The following is a 24,834-nucleotide window of genomic DNA, read 5'->3' on the forward strand; positions in this document are numbered from 1 at the left end:
CGTACGACAAACTATCTATGGAGGATCTGCCATGTCCAACCTGTTGCACATCGACACGTCGATCCAAGCCGAGCGATCGGTCACCCGGCAACTGACGGCCAGGGCGGCAGCCCGCTGGCGTGCCGCCAATCCGGCGGGCACCGTGACCTACCGGGATATCGGCAGCAACCCGGTGCCGCATCTGGACACCGCCGGTGGATCGGCGGCCGCGGTCCCGCCGCAGGACCACACCCCCGCGCAGGCCGCCGCGTACGCGCGCAGCGTCGCGATGATCGACGAGATCAAGCGGGCGGACACGGTGCTGCTGGGCCTGCCGCTCTACAACTTCGGCCCACCAAGTGTGGTCAAGGCGTGGGTCGACCGCATCGTCGTTCCCGGCGTCTCGTTCGATCCGGCAACTCACCAGGGCCTGCTCGCCGGTACTGAGTTGATCGTGCTTGCCGCCCGCGGTGGCGGGTACGGCACCGGAACCCCGCGTGAGGGTTGGGATCACGCCGAACCCTGGCTGCCGCACGGTCTTTCGCTGACGGGGCTGGTACCTCGGTTCATCACCGCGGAGCTGACAATGGCCGCGGACAACCCCGCGATGGCCGAACTGCGCCCGCTGGCGGCCCAGAGTCTGGCCGATGCCGAGGCAGAGATCGACACACTGTGGGCGGCACGCATGAGCGCGTGAAACGCCGGGTGGTGTCCAAGCCCGGTCGGGCCGACGGCGTTCGGCAGGGTTGCGATTCGAATCAGTCGGTCGGTTCGTCGATGTCACGAAGGCCGCGGAGCAGCAGAGTGATCATGTGTTCGTAGGTGTCACTGGGGTTGTCGGTGCGACCGATGTTGGCGTGTTCGATTGTGATCGCGCCGTGCAGGGCATTCCAGACGATCTGTGCGGCCTCTGTGGCGTTGCGGTTTCCCCGAGAAATCGCGTGTGAGGGGTTGAGGTCCTCCACCGCATCGACGAGATATCCGAACGCTTCATTGCCTCGGTCGGACGCCTCCTGTGATTCGGGAAGCTTGACGGGGCTGCCGATCGAGAAGATCAAGGCGTAGCGTTCGGGATGCGTGAGGGCGAACGTTCGGTAGCCGCAGCATATCTGGCGGAATCGCTGCTCCGGGGTGAGGTCGGCCGGCGCGACCAGCGACCCAGCGAGTTCGGCGAAGGCGCGGCCTGCCAACACGACGAGAAGGCCGTCGCGGCTGCCGAACCGGTTGTAGACACTCATCGGCGCGACGGCGGCCTCGCGGGCTACGGCCCGGATGGTGACGCCGCGCTGGCCGTCCCGATCGAGGACAGTCTGTGCAGCCTGCAGCAAGGCAGGTGCCACCTGGTCGCTGGCCGTTCGGTGCCGGGTGGGCGTCTGCTGAGATTGTCGGGCGTTCACGACGTGGGCTCCAAGGCTTGATCGACGGCGGTTGTTGATTCTGTGGTGCCGTCGCGTCCGTCCCGGCCGTCCCGACGCAACACCACGTTCACGGCCAGCAGTGCCAGGATGGACACGCCGCCTATCGCCGCGACGATTCCGATTTGGGCAGTCATCGTTTGAGTCCCGTCTTGACCTGGTTGGTACGAGTGATAGCCGAACGCGGACAAGACAAGTGCATAGAGGCCGGCGCCGAGACTCCCCGATACGGTTTCGGCGGCATTCGCCGCGCCGGTGAGAAGGCCGGCCCTCCGCAGGCCTGAAGTGGCCGCCTCCCGGGCCACCGCGTCAGCCAGCATGGCCAGCGGCAGCATCGACGTGCCGGCGAAGCCCACGCCAAGGACAACGGTCGCGCACAGCGTTGCAATCAAACGGCTTTCGGGCGGAGTGAAGGGCAAGGCCAGCAAGACCGCCGCCCCGGCTGCGAAAACGATGCTCGCCCATCTCAAAGCCGTGCGCTTGGTGTGGCGATTGGCGATGCGCGACCACAACGGCATCGTCAACAGCATGGGGACGATCACGGAAATGAATACGTATGTCGTTGCATCGGGGGAACCGACGACATGATCGGCGATGTAGGGGACCGACGCCAAAGACGTGGCGGCGGCCGCCTCGCACAGGATCACGACGATCAGTACCGTGCGCAAGGCAGGGTTGCTGCGCACCAGACGCGCCGCGTCACGCAACGATCCCGTCTCGCTGACAGCGGTGGCGCGCTGCGCGGACCGACGTGCACCGAGGAACACCGCCACAGTCACAGCCAGCACGATCAACGCTGCCATGAACAGCGCCATGAGCCGGTATCCCTCGGTACCGCCGCCCTGCCACTCGACAATGGTCGGTGCCAGGCCGCCGGCGATCAGGATGCCGATCGCCTGAAAAGCGACCCGCCACGACATCATTGTGGTGCGCGCCTTGTCAGTGATCCCGATCTCGGCCGGCAGGGTTGACCATGGGACCGCAAACATCGCGAAGCACACCCCGCCGGCGGCGAAGGCACACCCCACCCATATCGCGGCGGCGTTGCCGAGCCAGGGTGACCAGAACAGCAGTACGAATGTGAGTGGCAACAACAGGCCACCCGCCACCATCCAAGGTCGTCGCGGCCCCCAGCGCGTGGTCGTCCTGTCCGAGAGTCGTCCCACCATGGGGTTACTCAGCAGGTCCAACAGGCGCGGCACCGCGACGACTAAACCCGCCAGTCCCGCGGCCACACCCAGCGTGTCGGTCAGGTAGTACAGCAGCACCAGACCCGGGACGGTGGTGAAGATCGCGCTGCTCAACCCACCCGCACCGAAAGCGGCCTGCTCAGCAGGCGACGGGGGCCGCCGAACAGCATCGGACGGCCCCGCCGCCTGGTTCTCGGCTCGCTTCGGCGTCACCTTGAACCACATCCTTCGACGAAGATAACTAATGAACGCCGTTCCATAAGTGCGATATAGCACAGTGTTACATGGAGTCCGGCGATGCGCTAGTAGTTGGTGACCGCCACGCGCTCGCCACTGGCGGCCCTCCTGTCACAGCATCGTTCAAGCTGCGCAGGGAGTGCGGGGACGGTTCGGCATCCATGGATGCCCACTCCTCAGCGCACTCGATGATCCCCTTCGGCGGGGTGAACAAATCGGGCTACGGCGTGGAGTTCGGCGTCGAGGGTTTTGCAAGCGGTTTCAGTGCCGCGAGTCATCAACGGGTGAACAGGCACACCCGCCGGAGTCCACACTTCCAGGTCGCCGGTTCAGGTCCGGTGATTAGCTCAACCGAGGAGATCGACTGCGAGTCTCAGCACGAATCTCACGGTCTCTCTTCCGTGTTGCACCGCTAAGCATCTGTTTGCCCGCGAGTACTCGCGGTGGAGGTGTCCTGTCTGCCGGTCAACGCTTTCCTTTCGACGCCGTCGGATCGGTGGAGCTGCGGACCACCAGTCGCGAGCCCAGCGACGCGCGGATGGTCTGAGTGGTGGCCTTGCCCTCGATGGCCTGCGCCAGCAGCCGTACCCCCTCGGCGGCGATGTCGGTCAGCGGTTGCGCGACGGTGGTCAGCGGCGGCGTGCTCAGCGCCGCGAACGGGATGTCGTCGAATCCGGTCACCGCCACTTCGCCCGGCACCTCGACACCCGCCTCCCGGCAGGCCTGCAGGACACCGAGTGCGATCAGGTCGTTGCCGCACACGATCGCGCCCGGCCGACGTCGCGAGCGCAGGATCTGGGCCCCCGCCCGCTGCCCCCATTCAACGGAGTACTCCCCCAGCAGGACCGATGCGGTGTCGATGCCGATCCCCTGTGCCTGAGCGTGTTTCAGCAGGCCGGCTTGGCGTGACTCGGTGGAGGAATCGGTGGGCGCCGCGCTGACAAACGCCGCACTGCCGACCCCCAGCTCGGCGAGGTGACCCACGATCAGCGATTCGGCGAAGTCGTCGTCGATGCCCACCCAGTCGGTGTCGGTGTCCCGGGCCCGCCGGTCGATCTGGACGACGGGCACGCGGGCCGCCGCCGCTCGCACGGCCGCACCGCTGTCGACCTCGTTCGCGGGGCTGATGATCACCCCGTCGACACGTCGATTGATCAGCGAGGCAAGACGATCCGCCTCGATGCGCGGATCCGATTGTGCGTCGCACAACAGCATCTGCCAACCGCGTTGGGCTAGCACGCGGTCCACGTTCTTCACCAGCGACGTGAAGAACGGGTTGGCGATATCGGGGACCACCATTCCGATGGTGTCGGTGCGGCTACGCCGCAGTGAACTGGCGATGCCGTTGCTGGAATAGCCCAGCTCGGCCACCGCGTCATCGATGCGGCGCGCCAGCTCCGGCGACACCGGCCGGGTCCCGGACAGCGCACGGGACACCGTCGCCGTCGACACTCCGGCATGCTCGGCGACCTGCCTGATTGTCGGACGCACAGCCCCCCTTGCGGTCGATCGCCCCATGCGAATGCTCCTAGTGTGTAACACGAAGGGCGCCGCTAGGCAATCGTTTACATTCCTGAAACTGCTGGCCCTTGACCCGTGATCATCGGGGGTGCTTTGGTGGTCGACACCAGCTTTGTAATCGATTACACAATCGAGGAGACGCATGACCCGCACCTTCCGCTCCCGCCTGGCAGCGATGTTGATGACCACAGTCGCCGCGGCGGGCCTCACCGCCTGCGGCAGCGAGTCCGAGGAACCGGCAGCCGACGGCACCACGCCGGTCAATCTGATCATGGAATGGCCCGTCGCCGACGCCTTCTGGACACCTTTTGTAGTCGCAAAGGACAAGGGCTACTACTCCCAAGCCGGGATGGACGTGACGATAACCCCACCACCCACCGTCGCGGACACGATGAAGTTCCTCGGGACGGCCGAAGCAGACATGGCGTTCACCACCACCCTTGATGTGCTGTTCGCCAAGGACCAGGACGCACCCGTGATCGCCACCGGCGCCTACGGGGACCAGAACAACTGGGGCTTGATCGCGCGCGAACCGTTCGAACTCGCCGATATCAAGGGCAAGACCATCGGCATCTACAACGACGCCTGGTCCAAGGCGCAGCTGACCATGATGCTGAACTCGGTGGGCCTGGCGCTTCCCGACGTCCAGCTGGTCACCGCCGCCGACAACACGGTGCCGCTGCTGCTGGAGAACCGTGTCGACATCATCACCGGCGTCACCAACGCCGAGTCGGCCGATGTGCGTGTCAATGGCGGTTTCGATCCGTTCTTCATGGCTGCCAGCGATCACGGCGCACCCAACGCGCCCATCTTCGTCGTTGCCGGCAACACCGAATGGCTGGAGCAAAACACCGACACCGCAAAAGCTTTCATGTTGGCCACCAAGCGCGGCCTTGACGATGCGCTGAACGACCCGGAGGGGGCCATGGCGATCTTCGACAAGACCTACCCGGGCTCGGACATGGGCTTCATCGTCGACTCCTGGAACGCGACTGCCGAGATCCTCAAAGCGCAGGTGCCCCCGTTCGAACAGAGCGACGAACAATGGAGCGGTCTGCTGGATGCCGCCGTGGCGCAGGACCTGGTGAAGTCCGTGGACGAGCCCAGCGCCTACTGGACCAACGACTACCTGCCCGAATAGAGGCCTGCGTGATGTCTTTCCCCGACGACTCGTTGGTGACCCCGGACACCGTCAGCGTGGCACCACCCGACGGGCTGGTGAAAGCCCAACTCCTGGCTCGTGACGTCGCTGAACTGGCGGCCGACGCGCTATGGGCGGGCATGACCGAACGCGAGCTGGCCAGGTGGGCAGAAGAGACGCTGCGGGCCCGCGGATCCACCGGATTGTGGACCATCGTGAACGTGGGTTTCGGCTCGGGCAGCCTCGACTGCTTCCCCACGGCGGCGCCGACGGGAAGGATGCTGTGGAACATCGACGCCGGCTTCATCGACGTCCACCCCGTGGTCGACGGTTGGTGGGGGGACTGCACCCGCACTTTCGTCATCGGCGACCAGCCCGACTACCTCGAGGCCAAGAACGAGATCCAGCGGATCCACGACACCGTACTCAGCGCGGCCTACCCGGGGATGCGGGCCAACGCACTGTGGTCGGTGTTCCATGACTGCATTGCCGGCACCGCGTGGAACCACCTGGACCGCCTCGGCAACATCGGCCACTCTATCGGCCAAAATGTCTCGTACACGCAGGGTTACATCGACCGCCACAACACGACAAAGATGTGGGGAGGCTGGGCGGTCGAACCCTACATCGGGAACCACCTCTACGGCGTGAAGGTCGAGGACGTCATCTGGTTCGGACCGGAGGGTTGCACCGTCATCCGGTGACCCCGTCGCACTTCGACACCCCACCACCAACGAAAGGAGTCGGCACATGGCCCGAACGCTCATCGCCGGCGAGTCCTGGACCACGACGTCGATCCACACCAAGGGGTTCGACTCATTCACGACCGTAGCCTACGAGGAAGGGGTCAAGGATTTCGCGGCGGCGCTGGAGTCCGCCGGCCATGACGTGACGTTCATGCCCAATCACGTTGCCGCCGCGCATTTTCCCTCGGCCAGCGACGAGTTGGACGGCTACGACGTAGTCGTCTTGTCCGATATCGGCTCCAACACCCTGCTGATGCCCAACGACGTGTTTCTGCGGGGTAAGCCGCACCCCAACCGGTTGCTGGTGCTGCGGGACTGGGTGCGCGCCGGCGGGGCGTTGATGATGGTGGGCGGTTACCTCAGCTTCCAGGGTATCGAGGCCAAGGCGAACTACAGGAATTCGGCTCTGGCAGAAGCGCTTCCGGTGCTCATGGAAGACGGCGACGACCGCGAGGAGTGCCCCGAGGGCGCCGTTCCGCGGCTGTTCGGGCCGGAGCATCCCTGCACCGCAGGATTGCCCGACACCTGGCCCGCTCTCCTGGGCTTCCAGCGACTGTCAGCGCGATCGGCGTCGCAGGTGCTGGCCCAGGTCAACGGCCATCCCCTGCTGACCGTCGGCAGGTACGGCAGGGGCCGCAGCGTGGCCTTCGCCAGTGACATCGGCCCACACTGGGCGCCAACGGAATTCACCCAGTGGGACGGCTTCGCCAGGTTGTGGTCACAGACGGTGTCCTGGCTCGCGGCCAAGGACACCCCGTGAGCCTGCGGCTGGCCGGCGTCTCACACTCGTTCGACGGTGTGGAGGCACTGGCGCCAGTGGATCTCACCGTCGAGGCCGGAGAGTTCGTCTGCATCGTCGGGCCGTCCGGGTGTGGTAAGTCGACCATCTTCAACATCGTCTCCGGCCTCCTGACCCCCACAGCCGGCTCGGTCAGCCTCGACGGCAAGGACATCAAGGCGAAGACCGGACACGTCGGCTACATGCTGCAGAAGGATCTACTGCTGCCCTGGCGGACGGTGCTCGACAACATCGTGCTGGGCGCAGACGTGCGCGGCCGAGCGTCCCGCGACGACCTGAGCTCGGCCGCCCAGATGGCGCAGCGCTACGGCCTGGGCGGCTATCTCGACCACTACCCGCACGCGCTGTCGGGGGGTATGCGGCAGCGCGTGGCAGTGATGCGCACCCTGGCCCTCCACCACCCGGTAATGCTGCTCGACGAACCGTTCGGCGCCCTGGACAGCCACACTCGGATGATGATGCAGCAGTGGCTGCTCGAGGTCTGGCGCGAGCAGCGCAAGACGATCATGTTCGTCACGCACGACGTCGACGAGGCACTGTTCCTCGGCGATCGGGTGGTGGTGATGACACCTCGGCCCGGACGGGTGGCGGCCGTCATTCCGGTGGACCTGCCGCGTCCCCGGGATATCCACCTGAGCACAGACCCGCGCTACGTCGAGCTGAAATCGACCGTTCTAGACCTGATCTACGGCCGCCCGTCGGAGGTAGCGTGATGCCGGTGCTGAACGCGGGCCTGCCCCAGCGCCTCAAAACGCTCGCCCTGCCGGTCCTGGGACTGGCGCTCCTCGTGGTGATCTGGGATCTCGCGGTCCGGTTGTTCGACATCGCGCCGTACGTCCTGCCCAGCCCCCAGCGCACGTTGGAGGCACTGCGTGACGACTGGGACAAGCTGGGGCCCGGCACCATCATCACCAGCAAGGAGTTCATCCTCGGCTTCCTGATCGGTGCCGCCGCGGGCTTCCTGTTCGCCCTGGTGATGTCGTGGTCGAACACCATCCAGCGCTTCCTCTACCCCATCCTGATCACCTCGCAGGCGGTGCCGATCATCGCCGTCGCACCCGCCCTGGTGATCTGGATGGGATTCGGCCTGGCCCCCAAGCTCACGATCGTCGCGCTCATCGTGTTCTTCCCGGTCGTCGTCAACGTGCTCGGCGGCCTGGCCTCCGTCGACAAGGACCTCATTGCCCTCGTTCGCGCCATGGGCGGAACACCGTGGCGCATCTTCCGAACCGTGACGCTGCCGGCGACGCTGACGCCGCTGTTCTCCGCCCTGAAGATGACCGCGACCTTCGCCGTCACCGCCGCCGTACTCGGCGAGTGGACCGCATCCACCACCGGGGGCCTCGGGGTCTCGCTGCTGGAGGCCCAGTCCCGCCTCGACGTGGCCTCCGTTTTCGCCGCCATCATCCTGCTGGTGGTCTTGGGGCTGTTGGCGTTCGGAGCGGTGGCAATGGCCGAGGTACTGCTGACGCCGTGGCGACGCTCGTCGGTCAAACCCGCGTGGCGGCGGCGATTCCTTGCGCACGCCGCCGAGCCAGAGAAAGTGGAGAACCCGTGATCAGAGTCGCCAGTGTGCAAACCAACCCGAAGATGAACGACGTCGCGCACAACGTCGACGCGATGGTCAACGCCATCGCCGAACTAGCCGCCGCCGACGTGCAATTGGCTGTTTTTCCCGAATGGCCACTGTGCAGCGCCACCTCTCACAGTAACGGTGTGCCAATCGTGGCCGCGGACCGGTGCGGCACCGAACCGGGGGCAGGAATCTAGTCGACCGCGCCCCACCGGCCGACGACCCGGCGGTAGTGGTGCGCCGCCACGTCGAGATTGCTCAGCAGGATCGATTCGTCCGCGGCGTGCATCGTCGCCGGGTCGCCGGGACCCCAGACCACAATCGGCACACCGGGAAGCACGGCACTGAACGCGGAGCCGTCGGTGAAGTACGGCACCGGTTCGGTGCCGGCGGCACTCGGCAACTGTGCCACCCAGGCATCGTCAGCCGGCGTCCACATCGCCGGCAGATCTATCAGGGCCTCGACGTCGTGGGCCTCGGGTTGCGCGCGCCACCAGTCGAGGAGTTCTCCGCCGTTGCCCACGGTGCGGTGGTCGACGACGCAGCTGGCTTGGGCTGCAACGATGTTCGGCGCCGCCCCACCCGCGATGGTCCCGAGGTTCCATGTCGAGGGACCCAGGTGGGGATCGGTGGTGCGGGGCAGTTCTGCACGGGCGCGCTGCACCAGATCCATCAGCAAGAGGATCGCGTTGCGGCCCAGATGCGGGGTGCTGCCGTGAGCGGCCACACCGGCACTGTTGATCCGCAGCCACAGCGCACCGCGATGCCCAAGCCGGACGCCATTGGCCGTGGCCTCCGGGATGATCACCGCCCCGACTCCCGCTTCGAGGACAGCGTGACGGGCGCGCTGCGCCCCCAGTGCACCCACCTCTTCGTCGGAGGTCAGCACCAGCGCCACGGGCACACCGGTGTCCAGGGCGTCCTCCAGTGCCGATAACGCGGCGACCAGGCCGCCTTTCATGTCTGTGGCGCCCCTGCCGATCAGCCGGCCGTCGTGCACCTGCGCGGCGAACGGCGGCCACGACCAGGCGGCCAGCGGGCCCGTCGGCACCGTGTCCACATGACAGCAGAACGCCAGCCTGGCCGCCCCCGGTGGCGCGTCATTGGTCAAGACCGCCCATGGGTGCGGGCCGTCGAGGTCGGCGTCCACGTGCGTGTGGGCGCCGCGCGCCCGAAGCAGAGACAGGCACAGCTCGATGGTCTGACGTTGCGGGGCGGCATCACCGGAGATCGTCTGCAGCGCCACCAGCTCGGTGAGCAGTCCCGACATCTCCACCTGCGCGGCCCCTTTGATCAATTCGATTGAGCAGCAGGATTTCTCACCTGCAGGTTCGATCTTACCCGGCTCTCGTCGTAGGGCGCGGTCGGAGATGAACCCCCCCGACGTGTACCGCCCTCCCCTGCATTCTCCGTAACGGCATCGCCGCCGCGGTGGCCCACGTCGGCGGGTCTCACGAACATTTCTCTTTGATGGCGGCCACCCGTGAGAGTGTGAGACACCCGAGAACTGGCCGATCACGGCTCTTCGACCGGATTCCGGATTCACTGAATCGTCTCCTACCGGTGGGCTCTACCAGAGACGGCGAATTTGGATGATCGCGTCTGAACCGTCCACGATCTCTACGCGCTGGATGGTGCAAGGGTCGGCGGTGGTCGCGTCTTGACCGGGCAGCGAATAATTCTTGGGTCGATAACGTTTTGTTGGTAGGAGGAGTCGGCTTCTCAAGCGCAGACGTCAGCCATCACGCCAGAGCCCGCGTCGCGTTGGAGTGGCCGGCGTCGGACTGCCGAAGAAACGGAGTTGAAGTGGAGACACCGGATGACAAGGCTGCGGTAGTCACCGGGGCGGGTGGCGACATGGCCATGGCCAGCCCGCAGCTGTTCTCGACCCCTATAGGCCGGGCGCACCCCCTAGGCTGCTGGAGGGCGTCGCCCGCAAGGCCAATCTCGCCGCCTTCTGCGCCGTTGCCCCGCAGCGCAGACTGCCTTCTGCGAAGAGCCGTCGGCCACGTCGGCACAGCTAGCAGCTCGACGAAATGACGCAGGACAGCCTTGACTTCACGTCTACTCTGCAAGTGCCTGAGACGGTGGAGGATTGCGAAAAGTGCCTGCACTACCTAGAGGCGTCGACCCAGGCGATCTCCGAGCACATCCGCGATCTCGAGGCCGGATCCACGATACTTGACCTCGCCTGCGGTACCGGCGAGCCGGGTTTGGGTCTCGTAGAACCCCGGGCGGGCTGGCGTCTCATCGGGATTGACGGGTCTCTGCCATTGATCGAAGTCGCCAGGATGAAGGCCAAGCAAGCTGGACTCGAGGACCGCGCCGCGTTCGAGGTGATGTTGATGGACGCCCTCCGGCTGCCGGATGCGTCGGTCAATGCAGTGATTTCCAGAATGGGTGCCCTTCTGCTCGGCGACCCGGCCGCGACGGCGCGAGAGATCGCTCGGGTACTGAAGCCAGGCGGTCGCGTCAGCATCGCCGTATGGGCCGAAGCCGAACTGAACCCATTCGTCTTCCTCACCCAGAGGGCTCTGGCAACCGCCGCTCCCGGGACGTCGCTGCCCGATTTGTCAGGATGGTTCCGGCAGATGGCGACACCCGGGATTCGAGAGCGTTGGTTACTCGACGCCGGACTGATCGACGTCCAAGTCAAGCCGTTCGAGTGGAACGTGGTGTTCGAGGACTTCGAGTCGTGGTGGAGCTTCGTAAGTGGAGGACCGCACGATGCCGTCATCTCAGCGCTGGATGACCGCACACGTGACGATGTCCGTGCGGCGATGAGCCACTTGCTGCGTGAGTATGAACGTCCTTCCGGCGATGGGTTCCTGCTCCCTGTCGCATGCCAGATCGTGCGAGCGTCGAAGGCGCCTGAGTAAACTCCCCCGCGCGCCGCAGCATCGGCGGCGAGGGGTTGAGCGAGATCGATCGGATCGCGCCACTGCGCCGGCGGAACCCGCATCATCCGCCGGCCCGCGTTCTGGTCGTAGGTGTTCGAGCCCAGCGGCACGATCCGGGGGGTGACGCGAGACCCCGAACCCGACATACTCACCGAAGCCATCCCGCAAGCACGAGAACAAAGCCATCGCCAATGTGGCCGGGCCCTAAAGTAGTTCAGCAGGCCGCTGGGCGACGAGATCCGGTATGCATACGCGTGACCGCTTCGGGTCGAAGATCATGTAGTAGTCCAACCGCCACCCCCCCAGCGAGTCCTCGCGATACTGGACCGTTTTGGGGATCTGCCAGCCCGATGTCGGCAGGAAGCGGCGTCCAGCACGGGAATATGCGGCCGGCAAACCCGGCTGACACGGGCATGACAAAACGACGACAACCAACGGCATTGATCGTGGGCGCCTCCAAGGGACTCGGCCTGGCCATGGTCGACGAATTCCTGACCCGCGGCTGGCACGTCATCGGGACCATTCGTGGTACCGGCACGACAGGTCTACATGCCCTGGACACCAGAAACCGTCTGGACATCGAGACGCTCGATATCACCGTGCCCAGGCAGATCTCAGCGCTACGTGAGCAACTGAGCGGTACCACTGTCGATCTGCTATTCGTCAATGCCGCCGTGGCGCATGCCGATATCCCCGTCGCCGACGTTTCCACCGAGAGCTTCGTGGAAGTCATGGTGACCAACAGCCTGAGCCCCATGCGCGTCGTCGAATCCCTGCAGGACCTCGTACCCGATACCGGCACCATCGGCATCATGTCGTCGAGTCAGGGAAGTATTTCGTTGAATACGGTCGGCGGACACGACGTGTATCGCGCGAGCAAGTCCGCACTCAACCAACTGTTCCGCAGCTACGCAGCGCGGCACGCCGCGGATGCACGAACCCTGTTGCTGATCAACCCCGGTCACGTCCAGACCGAACTCGGGGGGCCGGACGCGACATTGACGACGAAAGACAGCATCCCAGGCGTCGTGGACACCATCCTCACCCACCAAGGCGCCGGCGGACTGCATTTCCTCGACTACCGCAACCAGGTCGTGCCCTGGTAAGTGATCACGCGTCTAGTCGTCGACTCGGCCAGGCGGCCGTGCCACCGCGCACCTTTGGAAGACGTAAACGGTTCGAGCACGCCGACCGAGCCGAACCCCACCGCAGCACCACCATGATGGCTACCACCGCACAGATGTCTTGTGGCTTCTCAATTTTCATGGCCACTCCGGCTAGCTGATCAGCGTGGTGCCGGTCCGGGCGAGGATTTCCTCGAGGACGTCCGGCGTCGTCGCGAAGTTCAACCGGGCGAAACTGGCGGTGTCCACGTCGGTGTGTTGGCCGAAATCAGCGCCGGCACTGAGTTTCACACGACCGCGCTCGAGGATTCGTGCCGCAGGATCACCCGCTAGCGGCGTTCGGTTGAAGTCGAGCCAGCTCAGATACGTCGCCTCCGGTTCGTGGTATCGGATGTCAGGATGGGCATCAGCCCAATGCTTCACCCGTTGACGATTCTGTTCCAGCAGGGACAACGTCTGCCGGCGCCAGCCGGCGCCGTGCTGCCACGCGGTGACCGTGGCTATCCGGCTCAGAACGCTTGGCGTACCGAAGTAGTCCAACGGAGCGCGGTCGAGCGCCTGTGCGGTGGGCTGGTGTCCCAATGTGCTACAGCGCAACGGGTACCGGCCAGATTGAAGGCCTTGGCGCTGATGGAAGGGACCTGGCCTGTCGGCTTCATCCTCGCCGGGATCTTCTCCTACATCCTGCGGTAGACCGCGCTCGGATGGCGCGGGTTCTTCGTCATGCAAGCCTGTCTCGCGATCGTCGCGCTCATCGTCCGGAGGAACCTCCCCGAGTCGCCCCGATGGTTGACGTCGCGCGGCCGATTCGCTGATGCCCGAGCCACTTTGGAGTCTATCGAGGCCAACACCGAGCAGGCTTGCGGCAACACACTTCCCGCGCCCGCTGTCGTCGCCCCGGTCGATGAGGTCCACGATCACTCAGCGTCCTGGCGAACCCTGTTCTCGCGTGACTACCGAAAGCGAACGCTGGCCAGCTGGGCGATGTGGTTCTGCCTTCTCGGTGGCTACTACGGTCTGACGACGTGGATCGGAAAGCTGCTCGCCGATTCGGGATTCGATGTGGTGAGAACGGCTGGGTACATCGTCCTGATGGCGCTCTGGGGCATTCCCGGTTTCCTCACCGCTGCCTACCTCATCGAAGTCGTGGGCCGCAAGCTGTGTCTGGTCGGGTTCGCGCTCTGTTCGGCGATCGCAGCCTTCGTCTACGGCAGCGCGTCTGGCCTGACGGAGCTGATCATCGCAGGATCATTTCTCCAGTTCTTCTTCTTCGGAATGTTCTCATCGATCTTCGCCTACACCCCAGAGCTTTTCCCCACCCGAGCCCGGGCGATCGGCATGGGGAGCTCAACCGCCGCTGGTCGACTGGGCTCCATCTTCGGGCCAGTGATCGTTCCAATCATCATTGCTTCCAGCGGCACGAGCGTCGTCTTCACGGCCAGCGCGGTCCTGTTCGTCACCGGGTCACTCATCGCGATCATCTTCCTGCCCGAGACGCGGCAGACAGTGCTCGAGGACATCTCACGCTAGCGCGGCGAAGATCTGCTCGTACCGTTCCTTCGGGTCGAGCGGTAGCCCAGATTTCACGAACTTCGCCCAGTCGTCGCCCAACACCTCCTGCGCGCCCGACTCGATCGCATCGAGACCCGCACCCGCCAGGTCGGCTGGGTCGATCTTCGCCCCCTCCATGCCCTTGACCATGTCGGTGTCGACCAGCCCCATGTGCACGCCGACCACGTGCGTGCCCTGCGACGCGAGCTCGAGGCGCGTGCTGTCCGTCAACATCCACGCCGCAGCCTTCGACGCAGCATAGGCACCGGAGCCCGGAGCAGTGAACCAGGACAACGCGGAGATGACGTTGAGGATGGCGCCGCCTCCGTTGGACGCAAGGACCGGGGCGAAGGCGCGGGTCATCTGCAGCGGGCCGTAGAAGTTCGTGTCCATTTCCCGCCTGATGGTCGTCTCGTCCCCGGTCATCAGCGACGTACCCGTGGAGATCCCCGCGTTGTTGATCAGGATCTGCACGTCGCCGGCAGCGCGAGCCGCGGCCTCGATCTGGCCGGCGTTCGTGATGTCGAGCTCGATCGGCTCGACGCCGTCGGCCTCGACCGCGCTCGCGTCGCGGGCGGCGGCGTAGATCTTTGCTGCCCCGCGTTTCTTGAGCTGCTTCACGAACTCGGCACCGATGCCTCGGTTCGCTCCGGTGACGAGTACCACCGCGCCGTTGAGTTCCATAACGCCCCTTTTCTGTAGTGATCGCTATTGATTCGCGACGGAGCGTAACACATTCCGTAGCGATCGATACGTTATGCTGCTTGCATGGCCGGCCGACCACGCAGCTTCGATCGCGACGCCGCTCTCGAAGCGGCCGTCGAGCAGTTCTGGCGCGCGGGCTACACGGAGTGCTCCGTCACAACGCTCACCGCGGCCATGGGCGTGACGCCACCGAGCCTCTACGCGGCGTTCGGCGACAAGCACAGTCTCTTCGAGGAAGCTTCAGCCGCGTACTTCCGGCGTACGTGCGACGCCGTCGATCAGGCGGCCGCCCTGCCCACGGCGCGCGAGGCCGTGGCCCGGTTGCTGGTCGACACCGCTCACGCCCACACCGACGCGGCGACGCCCCTCGGCTGCCTGATGCTGACCGAGCCACGGCTGGCCGCGCAACGAGAGGACCTCCACCGCCGACTCCAGGACCGGCTCGACCGCGGGGTCCGGGACGGTGAACTCGCGACCACCACCCGCACCGACCACCTGGCCTCGTTCCTCGTGGCGGTTTTGCGCGGCATGTCCGGTTGCGCCCGCGACGGCGGCACCACCGAGGACCTCCTGGGGATCGCCGAGACCGCGATGGCAGCGTTTCCGCCCCCGCCCGGCTCTGGAGCGGGCCAGTCGGGACTATTCGAGCCCACCGGCGATGCGGGTGAATAGCGCAGCGAGACTTGCGGCGTCCTGGCCGCCCAGGTGATCGAAGATTCGGTGACGCGCACTTGCCAGCGAGATGGAGTAGTTCCGCTCGAGTGCACCAAATCCCCTCTCTGTCAGTGGCGTTACATGGCCGCGGCCATCTCCGTCAGCCCTGTGCTTCGTGACGAGGCCCTCTGCTTGAAGACTGTCGATGAGCCGGCTTATGCGACTAGGCGACAGCCAAGCTGCAACCGCACGCATTGAATCCGCGGCTCGCGAGGTGAATGCGAGCGGGTGAGCAACCATCCACAAAATCGGGACTCTCATGGCAGGTCACTGTTGTGGCAGGGTGGAGAGATGCCTGACCAGGATCCAATCGTGCGGTGGAATAACAACATTCACTATCACCAGGTCATCCTTGATGCCATTCCTGAATCTGCACGCACCGCACTCGATGTGGGCACGGGGAATGGACTCCTCGCTGCCGACCTTCATAAGTGCATCCCGGACGTGACCGGGCTCGATGCCGATGCCGATGTGCTTGAATCCGCCCGCCATGAAGACGGCGATGTCAACTGGATCGTGGGCGACGTCCTCACGTACCCGTTCGAGCCCGCCTCCTTCGATGTCGTCGCGTCTGTGGCGACACTTCACCACCTACCTGACATCACGCAGACGCTGACCCACCTCGCCGATCTGGTTGCGCCGGGCGGGGTGCTGGCCGTCGTCGGTCTAGCTAGAAGTACCCGTCCCAGTGACGCGCTGTACGACCTCGCAGGTTTCCTACAACAGCAGAGATACAAGCGGCGTCACGGAATCTGGGCGCACTCGGCTCCGATTGTCTGGCCACCGCCGCATAGCTACTCCGAGGTGCGTCGTGCGGCCGTCCAGGCGCTTCCCGGTGTCCAGTGGAGGCGGTTAACGATGTGGCGCTATGCCTTGGTGTGGAACAAGGCGGTGATCTGACCGCAGTTCCCCGCAACGATGCTGTCCCAGTGAAATTTTTGGGCCGCAGCTTCGCCCGGCGGAGCGAATACATGATGCTCAACGAGACAGGTCTGGTCGCTTCGTTTCTCGCGAAGCGGCTCAGGTTGCGCCGAAAGTGGTGCGTTGGTGACGGCAGCCCCGATCCGCGGTTGACACCGACACGGTGCCCCTTGGCGCGGCTAGGGCGCGCACCGTACGGGAACGTGACTTCTCCCCAGCCACAGTGGTGGCGGCGCGCGGGCTGGCCCAGCAGGCCGGTTCCGACATTCAGTTCCTCCTACCTGGTTTCCTTAGAATCGCGACGACACGTGGGGTCGCTCCGTTATCTCTTATGCTCGACGGCATGTCTTTCGGGGGCGATGTCGCTTTGGTTACTGGTGCTACGAGAGGGATTGGCGAGGCCACGGCAAAGCTGTTGGCCCATCGCGGGGCCCACGTTCTTGTCAGCGGGCGCGACGAGGAACGCGGGCATCGCGTCGTCGACGACATCCGCGCAGCAGGCGGCACGGCCGACTTCCTGCCGGCCTCGTTGGCCGATGCCACGCATTGCCAAGCGCTGGTCGCCGAGGCGCTCGACGCCGCCGGCCGCGTCGACATTCTGATCAACAACGCTGCCATCGGCACCTTCGGAGCCACCCCGGCCATCCCAGAGGTTGACTTCGACGCCTGTTACGCGCTCAACGTCAAAGCACCGTTCTACCTGGTCGGTGCGCTTGCCCCTGCCATGGTTTCGCGCGGCCGCGGCGTCATCGTGAACGTCACTACTATGGTGGCGTCCTTCGGCACCGCAGGCTCAGCGGTGTACGCATCGAGCAAGGCCGCGCTCAATCATTTGACCAAGTGCTGGGCCACCGAGTTTGGACCGCACGGCATTCGGGTCAACGCCGTCGCCCCGGGTCCGACCCTGACCGAGAACGCCAAAGCAGTCTTCGGCGAAGACGGGCTCACCAAGATGATGCGCCAAGCCCCAGCACGCCGCGCGGCAACTCCCGACGAAATCGCCGAAACCATCGCCTATCTGGCTAGTGACCGAGCCAGCTTCATCCACGGCGCGATCCTGCCTGCAGACGGCGGACGCGCCGCCACCTGACCGTACTGCCGCGTTCTGCTTTGAGACGGAATCTGATCGACCTCAAATCCTAAGACGAGACAGGGTAGGGCGCCTTCTTGAACCATCGCAGCCCCCGAGGGAAACATTTCCCCAGAATCACCGTTCGGGTATGCCTCCACCGCATTGATGCCGTATCAGAGTTCGTCGAGAGCCATGGCGCATTTACGTTGGAAGTGGCGCAGCAGGACTTCGTTGTCGGGAAGCAATACCCCATGCGGAACAACGCCGGCATTGAGGCTGACTTGGACGCGCTCGAATACTTCCCAATCCTCAGCCATGATCTGTTCGATCTCTGCGATGGTTGAAGCGATGAGGGCGTCGTCCCAGTTGTCGGGGAAGAAAAAGTCGTTGCGCTGCAAAGTTTCACCCGGTCCCACCGGGATGTAGGTGTAAGTGTAGAAGTAGTCGTTGCCTCGACCTGACACCATGAAATTCGGCCAGATGTAGGAGAGGTGGAAATCCACCCACTGCCCCTCACTGGTGCTCGCGTCGATTGGCTTCGAAATGTGGGCGAAGCAGTCGTCGAACTGCCGGATCTCGTAATTGTCGGCGTCGACGTGGTACTTGTTGCGAAAGCCCGGGTGAACCGTGGCACAGTGGTAGCACTCAGTATTGTTATCCAAGGTGATTTTCCAGTTGCACTTGATGAGATGCTCACGGGAAGCACGCACGGGATGGCGCCCTAGGTCGAAGCCGTTCTCCTCCGCCACCGATACCAGGCCGCTGATCTGAGCCAAAAGTGGCTCAGCCTCAGGGTTGAGGTTCACGAAAACCAGTGGCCCCCAGGTCTCGACACGTGCCCGCGTCAGCGCAATTTGCGACGAGTCAAAGCACGGCTCCCGCTCAGCTCGCGGCGCCACCTTGAGATGACCCTCCAGGTCGAACGTCCAACCGTGATAGCCACATTGAAGCATCCGACGCTTTCCTTCACCGAGCGCGACAGGGTGTCCTCGATGCGGGCAGATATTGATGTAGGCAGCCAAGGAACGATCGGCTTTACGCACGACCACTACGGGAACACCCCCGACACTGTCGGTGATAAACGAACCCAGTCCGGCCAATTGGCCTGTGTAGCCGACATATTGCCACTGATTGCGGAAGATCGACTTCTGTTCGCGATTGAAGATGTCAGTGGACGTGTACCAGTCCGCGGGCAGCGTCCACGCGCGATCGATGGCTTCAGCGGGACTTATCCGCTCGAGAGGCAGCTGTTGATGTGTCATCGGAGACCTTTTCAGCCTAAAGGGGGTGTTTCGACGTAGAACAGCGTTGCTGGAGCAGTCCCGTTGTTGCGGATACGGAAGCGGCCCTCTGGCGGGAAGAAGACGGTGTCACCGGCCCGAAACGGGATACCGGTGCCGCCGGCTCCCGATTCGAGAACCAGCTCACCTTCGAGCAGATAGAAGATCTCGTGGACGGGCCCGAGATGATGATAGTCACCGGACTGAGGTTTCTGGCTTTCAGTGGACCACCACGCGCTGACGTCTCCGGGATTCATCCAGCTGATGCCTGCCATCAACTGTGATCCGTGATCGGCGTGAGTAATAGTGCGGGCCAGCGTCATTCGGACACCGTTTGATTCCCGCGTCGAGACCGGGCACCTGTCGATCGGGACGATGATGGGATTGGTCATGGGGTTTCCTCGTTAGTTGAGAGACGGGTTAAAGGTCCAGAGTCAGATCGCCACCCGTAGACCGGGATACACAAATCATCATGCAGTCGCCGGCTGCGCGTTCATCCTCGTCGAGCACTTGGTCGCGGTGCTCGGGTTCGCCGGCCAGCACCGGTATTTCACATGAGGAACAAATGCCTTCCTGGCAGGAGAAGTCGACGGCGACTCCAGCTCCACGCACCACGTCGAGAATGCTGCGGTCGCCGGGCACGTACAGTCGCTTGCCGCTGCGCTGCAAAACGACATTGAACGGGCGGTTGTCGCTCTGAACAGTTGTCGGTCGCTGCGGGTCTGCAGCGAATCGTTCGACGGCCAGGTCCCACGGCGCATCTGTAGCGAGTTCTTCGAGGGCAGATAACAGAGGAGCTGGCCCGCACGCGTACACCATTCCGCCGTGCAACGGTGCCGTGAGAGCTCCGAGGTCTGCCCGTCCGTGGACCTCGTCAATGTGCTGCTGGACGCCACGCGGTAGCCAGGCGGCGACGTCGATCAGGCGGTCTGCGCTGCGCACGAGATGAATCATCCGCCACGGCAGTCCCCTTCGGTCGGCCTCGAGTGCGTGCCCTATCAGCGGTGTGATACCTATGCCGCCGGCGATGAAGAGATACTCCGGGGCAGGCTTGAGCGGAAAGTTATTCCTCACGGCGCGGATTTCCAGCGAATCTCCGATCTGGAGATCGTGCATCGCAGCTGATCCACCTCGGCCGTTTGCTTCTTTGAGCACCGCGACCTGCCAGTTCTGCTGCCCACTGGGCAAGCCGATCAACGAGTAGTGCCGCACCAGCAGGTCGGATCCCACGGCGGCCGGAAGCGCGACCTCGATATGCGCTCCCCCGGCCCACGAAGGGAGTGCCGCGCCGGCCGGAGCAAGCTCCAACGAGACGACGTCGGTTGCGACGAGACGCCGGCTAACGATGGTGGCCGTTAGGCCTGGCAACACCCGAACGTGCTCGGGCACCGGCGAATGTGACACCTTCACTCCCTTCGTGGTGTGGCGTCTACGAGGCGGTGCGGATCGCCTCGATGAGAGCTTTCATCCACAGACCCATATCAGCAGGCACGCGCGAAGTGATCAGGTTGCCATCGACGACCACGGGCTCGTCGACGAAGTTGACCCCGGCGTTGACCATGTCGTCCTTGATCGCTGACACCGCGGTAGCCTTGCGGCCCTTGACGATACCGGCGGAGATCGCCACCCAGCCACCGTGGCAGACAGTCGCGACCGGCTTATTGGCCGCATTGATGTCGCGAACCAACTCCAGGGCCTTCGGGAAACGCCGAACCAGATCCGGAGCGAAGCCGCCGGGGATGACTACGGCGTCGAAGGAGTTAGCGCCAACGGCGTCGTAGGAGGCGTCCACCGGGAACGGGCTCATGTGATTCTTGCCAGTCAGTGCCGCCCCATCCGGAGACGCGACCGTCACCTCGGCGCCCTCCTCCCGAAGCCGGTAGACCGCATAGATCAGCTCTGATTCTTCGAAGTAGTTCGCCGTCAGGACGAGCACTTTTTTGCCGGACAAGGACATTTCACTCTCATTTCTTCGTATGCAACACTGAACCAGGAACGATGTTCACTGTCAGTGTACAGTGCGAACCTGTGCGGTGGGAAGTGAAACCGTCTGAAATCAAACACCTTTCGTGTAACGTGGGGTGTTGTGAAGGTCGGCAAGGCAATCCACCAATACGCGTTGGTGGTCTGGAGCCCGATCCCTAGACGGTTTCTCGGAGCACTCGATGTGCCGGTCAATCACAGATGCGCATCAGCCGCATGTTTCCCCGAGCGCCGCTAGCGCGCAGCAGGGGGCACGTCGAACTCAGGTGGCCTCCATGACGAGGGTCGGCGGCCAGCGCGCATAGCTGGCGGTGCAAGTGCCAGGAGAAGGGTTCGTCGCGCAGAGCCCCGCCAACGCAGGCGCAGTCCTTTCCGTGTGTTCGCGTCGGCGGTGTCCTGCTACTGGCCGCGTGTGCCATCTACGACTGCAAATGTCGACTGCGCGCAGGTGACAGTGGGTTGGATAATGTTCACTCGAGCTGCACACAAAGTCAACACGCTGGCGGTATGCCGTGAACGGGCATTCAGCTGAGCTACGCCAGCCGCGGACGACCTAGAATTTGCGCCATGAGCCAAGGACCAGGGACGTCAGAGGGTACGACCCCGGCGCAGACCCTGGGCGAACGGCTGCGCATCGTGCGGCGTCAGCGTGGGATCAGCGTCCGAAAGCTGGCGGCGGAAGTCGGATGTTCGCCCAGCCACGTATCTCAGTTCGAACGCGGGATCTCGGAGCCGTCGATAAGCCTCCTGACCGCATTGGTCGACGTGCTGGACGTGACGATGGACTCGCTCTTCTCGAAACAGGACGCACCACCTGTAACCACACCGGCCCATCTCGAGGCGAGCATCGTCCGACGATCCCACCTTCGACCGGAAATCAAGATCGGCAGAGGAGTCCGGTCCCAGCTGCTGCTGCCGGCCGAAGAAGACGGCGTCGACTTCTGTGAGTACGTGTACGAGCCAGGAACGGGATCCCCGACGGCAAGCGGGGCGCTGAGTCACCCGGGACGCGAATACGGGGTGGTCATCGAAGGAACGATCGATGTTGAATTCGGCGACCAGTGCGTCACACTGCGAGAGGGCGATTCGGTTGCGTTCGACTCCGCCACGCCTCATCGATTTCACAACCGATCGCGGGCTCCGGCCCGGATGATCTGGTTCTCCGCCAGCAGGCTCTAATCTTTTTGAATCAGCCTCTGATAGTCCGACCACTCGAGTCCCAGTTCGAGCGCAGCCGCGGTGCGCACGAGGCGCAAGACGTAGGTGCGTTGGAACCGCGCCCGACTGGTTATCAAGCGAAGACTGAGGCCGCTTACCAGACCCATCAGTCGATCAGCACTCGCCTGTGGGTCGATGCACGTCAGCACCGCGGATTCGACACCTTCTTGAAGTAGCGTGCGCACCAGTTCGGTCCACGCAATGTCAAGGCTCTCAGCAGCTGTCGCCATGTCGTCGTTACGCAGGCTCGACCCCCACATGTCGATCCACAGCATCCATGACTGATCATCGCTGGCTATCGGCAGGGCAAGACGCAACAGGCGGTCTAGCCGTTGCGCGACGGTGCCCTCACCCTCGACGATTTGGCGGGCACGCTCGATGTCTTCGTCGACAGCGACGCGCAGCATCTCGGCAAGCAGCGCTTCCTTGGACTCGAAATGGTAGTGCGCCAGCCCTTGGCTACCACCTGCTTCCGCAGCAACATCAGCTATCCGGGTTCGATCCAGGCCCCGCTCGAAAACAACCTTCCGGGCCGCCTGCAGCAACTGCGCACGACGAACCGCAGCCTTCTGCGCACGCGCTGATGTGCGATCATCCCCAGTTGCCGACAGCGCTGATTGATTCTTCATTCAGTGGCTATTCCCCTGCACTGCTCTCGACGGTGAATCGCTCTCGACGGTGAATCGATTGTCGCCGCAACCTCAGAATTCCACAACCGCCCGCCAGAACTCGGGGGCGCGTCATCGCCGAACGACCGACCGGCGAGACGATCGCCGGCGGAGACGCCCGAACCGTTACTGAATGCCGGTTCAGTTAGATTTGAGATGACGCTATCCGCATCGAGGGCCACGACTCGGGATCGATCACTCCGATTATCCGCCAATAGGCCGGTGGCACAGGGGAATACCTCATGATGGGCCAGGCTAGGGAAATAACGTCGGCGGAGCTTGGACTGTGCCTGACGTAACACTGACGTAACAGTGGGGATCTACACCACTTGACAGATCGTTCATTAGCAATGAACATTTGCCGCGTGGCGATGCAGCCATTCCTTTGAACCGTCAATCCACGCGTACGGCTGGAGATACATGACTACAAAGAACGTGATCGACGACAGCCCGTTGACCGGCTTTCACAAACGCCTTCTCATCCAATCCGCCGGCGGGCCGTTTCTCGACGGCTGGCTGCTGAGCATCATCGGGATCGCACTCGTCGGGATGACGAACGAACTCGGTCTCTCCACCAGCGACAACGCTTGGGCCGGCGCTGCGGCGCTGATCGGAATCTTCTTCGGAGGTCTGGCCTTCGGCCGACTGACCGACCGCATCGGACGTCAGCTGATGTACACCATCGACCTATGCGTGCTGGTGGGTGCGTCGGCATTGTGCATCTTCGCCGACGAGGCATGGCAGATCATCGCTTTGCGCTTCATCATCGGTGTCGCGATCGGCGCTGACTACCCTATTGCGACAGCACTGCTCACCGAGTGGCTACCTTCACGGTATCGTGGCGCCTTTGTCGGATCCTTGATCGCGTTCTGGTGCCTGGGCGCGACAATTGCGCTATTTCTCGGCTTTGGGCTCACCGCCTGGTTGGGTGACGGGGCTTGGCGAATCATCCTGGGCAGTAGCCTCGTTCCAGGCTTGATCATCCTGATCCTGCGCGTCGGGACTCCTGAATCACCGCGCTGGCTGATGTCCAAGGGGCGCATCGAAGAAGCGCAGCAAGTGCTTCGCCGGGTGTACGGCCGAGATGCCGACGTAGCGTCGCTCGTGAACATCGAGACATCAACCGCCACACTGGGTTTTCGCACGCTCTTTCAAGGGGAGTACGGCAGGCGCGTCTTCTTCTGCGGGGCTTTTTATGTCTGTGCGATCACTCCCGTGTTCGCTTTGTACAGCTTTGGCCCCCAGATCCTGTCCTCGATCGGCATGGCCGAGGGCAATATGAGCAACTTGGGCTCAGCGCTGATCAGCTTGCTCTTCCTCATCGGCTGTTTACCTGCACTGTGGTGGACGGAATCGTTGGGTCGCCGGCCGCTGCTCATCTGGTCGTTCGTCGCGATGCTGATCCCACTGATTCTTCTGGGCGTGGTACCTCATGTGGGCTGGCTCGTAATGTTGTGTTTCGCCGTCTACGCGCTGGCCTCGGGTGGGCCCAATATTCTCGAATGGTCCTATCCTAACGAGCTTTTCCCCACAGAGATCCGCGCAACCGCCATGGGACTCATCACCGCGATCAGCCGGGTAGGCGCTGCGGTCGGAACCTTCCTCGTTCCCATCGGCCTTGAAAACTGGGGCGTAAGCGGCATCATGTTGGTCGCCGCGGCAATGACACTCGTGGGCTTGGTCGTCTCCGTGCTGATGGCACCAGAGACCAAAGGCATGTCGTTGTCCGAAGTCAGCGGCCTCGGTACACCCGTGCGCGCCAAGGCCACGGCCACTGATTGACCCGTACGTAGGAAACATCCACGGATGCAGCACATTACAGTGCGAGTCGTGGTGTGCGGGCCGACCACGTTATACGTGAACACAAGTCGCACGGGCTTGGTCTCGAAGCTGGGCCGACCTCGCGCCTCCGCGGCCTGGTCATCCATCGTGGCGCGCTCACCCCTATGAACCCCGGGGCCGTCCCTCCTCCCGCCTCACTTGAGCTTCCTGGCACGTCCACAACTGGCGCTTCACGATGCGGTCGGTTCACACACGATAGGTGCTTTCCTTCAACAAACATTTGCGGATCCGTCAGCGGCATGATGACCTGGCGAT

General features: G+C 63.8%; 26 protein-coding genes. 15 read left to right on the top strand and 11 right to left on the bottom strand.

From position 1 onward, the window contains the following. Positions 1 to 31: 31 nt before the first annotated feature. The gene (locus I7X18_RS28605; RefSeq protein ID WP_193045430.1) at positions 32 to 676 is read left to right on the top strand and encodes an FMN-dependent NADH-azoreductase; all 645 of its coding nucleotides are present in this window, start codon (positions 32 to 34) and stop codon (positions 674 to 676) included. A gap of 61 nt (positions 677 to 737) precedes the next feature. On the opposite strand, the gene I7X18_RS28610 is transcribed toward I7X18_RS28605, so the two are convergent. The 3 genes from I7X18_RS28610 to I7X18_RS28620 form a co-directional block, all read right to left on the bottom strand. Beyond that, a complete protein-coding gene (locus I7X18_RS28610) occupies positions 738 to 1,376 on the bottom strand; it encodes a TetR-like C-terminal domain-containing protein (protein WP_193045429.1) in 639 nt (212 codons plus the stop codon). Further along, the gene (locus I7X18_RS28615) at positions 1,373 to 2,809 is read right to left on the bottom strand and encodes an MFS transporter (protein ID WP_193045428.1); all 1,437 of its coding nucleotides are present in this window, start codon (positions 2,807 to 2,809) and stop codon (positions 1,373 to 1,375) included. The genes I7X18_RS28610 and I7X18_RS28615 overlap by 4 nt, the downstream gene beginning before the upstream one ends. Before the next feature lie 477 nt (positions 2,810 to 3,286). Beyond that, positions 3,287 to 4,312 carry a LacI family DNA-binding transcriptional regulator gene (locus I7X18_RS28620; protein ID WP_232375362.1) on the bottom strand — a complete coding sequence of 342 codons (1,026 nt, stop codon included), beginning with the start codon at positions 4,310 to 4,312 and terminating at the stop codon, positions 3,287 to 3,289. 172 nt (positions 4,313 to 4,484) lie between these two features. Between I7X18_RS28620 and I7X18_RS28625 the strand changes: the two genes are divergently transcribed. From I7X18_RS28625 to I7X18_RS28650, 6 genes are read left to right on the top strand one after another with little or no spacing between them, the layout of a single operon-like run. Then, positions 4,485 to 5,483 (top strand): ABC transporter substrate-binding protein, encoded by a 999-nt coding sequence (locus tag I7X18_RS28625; RefSeq protein ID WP_193045426.1) that lies wholly within the window; start codon positions 4,485 to 4,487, stop codon positions 5,481 to 5,483. A gap of 11 nt (positions 5,484 to 5,494) precedes the next feature. Then, positions 5,495 to 6,187: a M24 family metallopeptidase gene (locus I7X18_RS28630; RefSeq protein ID WP_193045425.1), complete on the top strand. Its 693-nt coding sequence runs from the start codon at positions 5,495 to 5,497 to the stop codon at positions 6,185 to 6,187. Between the two features lie 46 nt (positions 6,188 to 6,233). Next, positions 6,234 to 6,989 (top strand): glutamine amidotransferase, encoded by a 756-nt coding sequence (locus I7X18_RS28635; protein ID WP_193045424.1) that lies wholly within the window; start codon positions 6,234 to 6,236, stop codon positions 6,987 to 6,989. After that, positions 6,986 to 7,741, top strand: a complete 756-nt coding sequence (locus I7X18_RS28640) for an ABC transporter ATP-binding protein (RefSeq protein WP_193045423.1) — start codon at positions 6,986 to 6,988, stop codon at positions 7,739 to 7,741. The genes I7X18_RS28635 and I7X18_RS28640 overlap by 4 nt, the downstream gene beginning before the upstream one ends. Next, on the top strand, positions 7,741 to 8,586 hold the full coding sequence (locus I7X18_RS28645; RefSeq protein ID WP_193045422.1) for an ABC transporter permease: 846 nt from the start codon (positions 7,741 to 7,743) through the stop codon (positions 8,584 to 8,586). The genes I7X18_RS28640 and I7X18_RS28645 overlap by 1 nt, the downstream gene beginning before the upstream one ends. 14 nt (positions 8,587 to 8,600) lie before the next feature. After that, positions 8,601 to 8,798, top strand: coding sequence for a hypothetical protein (locus I7X18_RS28650; RefSeq protein WP_193045421.1), 198 nt, complete (start codon positions 8,601 to 8,603; stop codon positions 8,796 to 8,798). Here the strand turns inward: I7X18_RS28650 and I7X18_RS28655 are convergent. Then, the gene (locus tag I7X18_RS28655; RefSeq protein WP_226863395.1) at positions 8,795 to 9,871 is read right to left on the bottom strand and encodes a M20 family metallopeptidase; all 1,077 of its coding nucleotides are present in this window, start codon (positions 9,869 to 9,871) and stop codon (positions 8,795 to 8,797) included. The genes I7X18_RS28650 and I7X18_RS28655 overlap by 4 nt on opposite strands. A 766-nt stretch (positions 9,872 to 10,637) precedes the next feature. On the opposite strand from I7X18_RS28655, the gene I7X18_RS28660 reads away from it, so the two are divergent. Both I7X18_RS28660 and I7X18_RS28665 read left to right on the top strand, forming a co-directional pair. Beyond that, positions 10,638 to 11,480 (top strand): class I SAM-dependent methyltransferase, encoded by an 843-nt coding sequence (locus I7X18_RS28660; RefSeq protein ID WP_193045419.1) that lies wholly within the window; start codon positions 10,638 to 10,640, stop codon positions 11,478 to 11,480. A gap of 371 nt (positions 11,481 to 11,851) precedes the next feature. Then, entirely contained in the window at positions 11,852 to 12,607 is a 756-nt protein-coding gene (locus tag I7X18_RS28665) for an SDR family NAD(P)-dependent oxidoreductase (protein ID WP_226863296.1), read from the top strand. A gap of 171 nt (positions 12,608 to 12,778) precedes the next feature. Here I7X18_RS28665 and I7X18_RS28670 read toward each other — a convergent pair whose 3' ends face one another. After that, positions 12,779 to 13,354, bottom strand: coding sequence for a beta C-S lyase family protein (locus tag I7X18_RS28670; protein ID WP_198730501.1), 576 nt, complete (start codon positions 13,352 to 13,354; stop codon positions 12,779 to 12,781). Between I7X18_RS28670 and I7X18_RS28675 the strand changes: the two genes are divergently transcribed. Beyond that, complete coding sequence (locus I7X18_RS28675; RefSeq protein WP_198730502.1) at positions 13,349 to 14,155, top strand: MFS transporter; 807 nt, start codon at positions 13,349 to 13,351, stop codon at positions 14,153 to 14,155. The genes I7X18_RS28670 and I7X18_RS28675 overlap by 6 nt on opposite strands. Here I7X18_RS28675 and I7X18_RS28680 read toward each other — a convergent pair. After that, complete coding sequence (locus I7X18_RS28680) at positions 14,147 to 14,860, bottom strand: SDR family oxidoreductase (RefSeq protein ID WP_193045417.1); 714 nt, start codon at positions 14,858 to 14,860, stop codon at positions 14,147 to 14,149. The genes I7X18_RS28675 and I7X18_RS28680 overlap by 9 nt on opposite strands. A gap of 84 nt (positions 14,861 to 14,944) precedes the next feature. Between I7X18_RS28680 and I7X18_RS28685 the strand changes: the two genes are divergently transcribed. From I7X18_RS28685 to I7X18_RS28695, 3 genes are all read left to right on the top strand, one after another. Beyond that, entirely contained in the window at positions 14,945 to 15,553 is a 609-nt protein-coding gene (locus I7X18_RS28685) for a TetR/AcrR family transcriptional regulator (protein WP_193045416.1), read from the top strand. A 333-nt stretch (positions 15,554 to 15,886) separates the two neighbouring features. Further along, complete coding sequence (locus tag I7X18_RS28690; RefSeq protein WP_193045415.1) at positions 15,887 to 16,495, top strand: class I SAM-dependent methyltransferase; 609 nt, start codon at positions 15,887 to 15,889, stop codon at positions 16,493 to 16,495. Between the two features lie 364 nt (positions 16,496 to 16,859). Next, positions 16,860 to 17,606, top strand: coding sequence for an SDR family NAD(P)-dependent oxidoreductase (locus I7X18_RS28695; protein WP_193045414.1), 747 nt, complete (start codon positions 16,860 to 16,862; stop codon positions 17,604 to 17,606). 155 nt (positions 17,607 to 17,761) lie between these two features. On the opposite strand, the gene I7X18_RS28700 is transcribed toward I7X18_RS28695, so the two are convergent. Genes I7X18_RS28700 through I7X18_RS28715 form a run of 4 tightly spaced genes read right to left on the bottom strand, consistent with a single transcriptional unit; the run spans position 17,762 to position 20,825 of the window. Then, positions 17,762 to 18,850, bottom strand: a complete 1,089-nt coding sequence (locus I7X18_RS28700; protein ID WP_193045413.1) for an aromatic ring-hydroxylating oxygenase subunit alpha — start codon at positions 18,848 to 18,850, stop codon at positions 17,762 to 17,764. An 11-nt stretch (positions 18,851 to 18,861) separates the two neighbouring features. Continuing rightward, positions 18,862 to 19,260, bottom strand: coding sequence for a cupin domain-containing protein (locus I7X18_RS28705; protein WP_193045412.1), 399 nt, complete (start codon positions 19,258 to 19,260; stop codon positions 18,862 to 18,864). 28 nt (positions 19,261 to 19,288) lie between these two features. Next, on the bottom strand, positions 19,289 to 20,257 hold the full coding sequence (locus I7X18_RS28710) for a PDR/VanB family oxidoreductase (RefSeq protein WP_193045411.1): 969 nt from the start codon (positions 20,255 to 20,257) through the stop codon (positions 19,289 to 19,291). 40 nt (positions 20,258 to 20,297) lie between these two features. Then, complete coding sequence (locus I7X18_RS28715) at positions 20,298 to 20,825, bottom strand: type 1 glutamine amidotransferase domain-containing protein (protein WP_193045410.1); 528 nt, start codon at positions 20,823 to 20,825, stop codon at positions 20,298 to 20,300. A 593-nt stretch (positions 20,826 to 21,418) separates the two neighbouring features. Here I7X18_RS28715 and I7X18_RS28720 point away from each other — a divergent pair. Then, on the top strand, positions 21,419 to 22,030 hold the full coding sequence (locus I7X18_RS28720; RefSeq protein WP_193045409.1) for a helix-turn-helix domain-containing protein: 612 nt from the start codon (positions 21,419 to 21,421) through the stop codon (positions 22,028 to 22,030). Here I7X18_RS28720 and I7X18_RS28725 read toward each other — a convergent pair. Continuing rightward, entirely contained in the window at positions 22,027 to 22,698 is a 672-nt protein-coding gene (locus I7X18_RS28725) for a TetR/AcrR family transcriptional regulator (protein WP_193045408.1), read from the bottom strand. The genes I7X18_RS28720 and I7X18_RS28725 overlap by 4 nt on opposite strands. Before the next feature lie 474 nt (positions 22,699 to 23,172). On the opposite strand from I7X18_RS28725, the gene I7X18_RS28730 reads away from it, so the two are divergent. Then, a complete protein-coding gene (locus tag I7X18_RS28730) occupies positions 23,173 to 24,519 on the top strand; it encodes an MFS transporter (protein ID WP_232375363.1) in 1,347 nt (448 codons plus the stop codon). Positions 24,520 to 24,834: the final 315 nt, after the last annotated feature.

The sequence above is a fragment of the Mycolicibacterium baixiangningiae genome (genome assembly GCF_016313185.1).
GTDB classification, from domain to species: Bacteria; Actinomycetota; Actinomycetes; order Mycobacteriales; family Mycobacteriaceae; genus Mycobacterium; species Mycobacterium baixiangningiae.

Excerpts from the sequence above, each read along its gene's own strand:
- I7X18_RS28605 (WP_193045430.1), top strand. The coding sequence starts at position 32 with ATGTCCAACCTGTTGCACATCGACACGTCGATCCAAGCCGAGCGATCG.
- I7X18_RS28615 (WP_193045428.1), bottom strand. The coding sequence starts at position 2,809 with ATGTGGTTCAAGGTGACGCCGAAGCGAGCCGAGAACCAGGCGGCGGGG.
- I7X18_RS28625 (WP_193045426.1), top strand. The coding sequence starts at position 4,485 with ATGACCCGCACCTTCCGCTCCCGCCTGGCAGCGATGTTGATGACCACA.
- I7X18_RS28630 (WP_193045425.1), top strand. The coding sequence starts at position 5,495 with ATGTCTTTCCCCGACGACTCGTTGGTGACCCCGGACACCGTCAGCGTG.
- I7X18_RS28635 (WP_193045424.1), top strand. The coding sequence starts at position 6,234 with ATGGCCCGAACGCTCATCGCCGGCGAGTCCTGGACCACGACGTCGATC.
- I7X18_RS28645 (WP_193045422.1), top strand. The coding sequence starts at position 7,741 with ATGCCGGTGCTGAACGCGGGCCTGCCCCAGCGCCTCAAAACGCTCGCC.
- I7X18_RS28655 (WP_226863395.1), bottom strand. The coding sequence starts at position 9,871 with ATGTCGGGACTGCTCACCGAGCTGGTGGCGCTGCAGACGATCTCCGGT.
- I7X18_RS28660 (WP_193045419.1), top strand. The coding sequence starts at position 10,638 with ATGACGCAGGACAGCCTTGACTTCACGTCTACTCTGCAAGTGCCTGAG.
- I7X18_RS28665 (WP_226863296.1), top strand. The coding sequence starts at position 11,852 with ATGTCGGCAGGAAGCGGCGTCCAGCACGGGAATATGCGGCCGGCAAAC.
- I7X18_RS28675 (WP_198730502.1), top strand. The coding sequence starts at position 13,349 with ATGCAAGCCTGTCTCGCGATCGTCGCGCTCATCGTCCGGAGGAACCTC.
- I7X18_RS28680 (WP_193045417.1), bottom strand. The coding sequence starts at position 14,860 with ATGGAACTCAACGGCGCGGTGGTACTCGTCACCGGAGCGAACCGAGGC.
- I7X18_RS28685 (WP_193045416.1), top strand. The coding sequence starts at position 14,945 with ATGGCCGGCCGACCACGCAGCTTCGATCGCGACGCCGCTCTCGAAGCG.
- I7X18_RS28690 (WP_193045415.1), top strand. The coding sequence starts at position 15,887 with ATGCCTGACCAGGATCCAATCGTGCGGTGGAATAACAACATTCACTAT.
- I7X18_RS28695 (WP_193045414.1), top strand. The coding sequence starts at position 16,860 with ATGTCTTTCGGGGGCGATGTCGCTTTGGTTACTGGTGCTACGAGAGGG.
- I7X18_RS28700 (WP_193045413.1), bottom strand. The coding sequence starts at position 18,850 with ATGACACATCAACAGCTGCCTCTCGAGCGGATAAGTCCCGCTGAAGCC.
- I7X18_RS28705 (WP_193045412.1), bottom strand. The coding sequence starts at position 19,260 with ATGACCAATCCCATCATCGTCCCGATCGACAGGTGCCCGGTCTCGACG.
- I7X18_RS28715 (WP_193045410.1), bottom strand. The coding sequence starts at position 20,825 with ATGTCCTTGTCCGGCAAAAAAGTGCTCGTCCTGACGGCGAACTACTTC.
- I7X18_RS28720 (WP_193045409.1), top strand. The coding sequence starts at position 21,419 with ATGAGCCAAGGACCAGGGACGTCAGAGGGTACGACCCCGGCGCAGACC.
- I7X18_RS28725 (WP_193045408.1), bottom strand. The coding sequence starts at position 22,698 with ATGAAGAATCAATCAGCGCTGTCGGCAACTGGGGATGATCGCACATCA.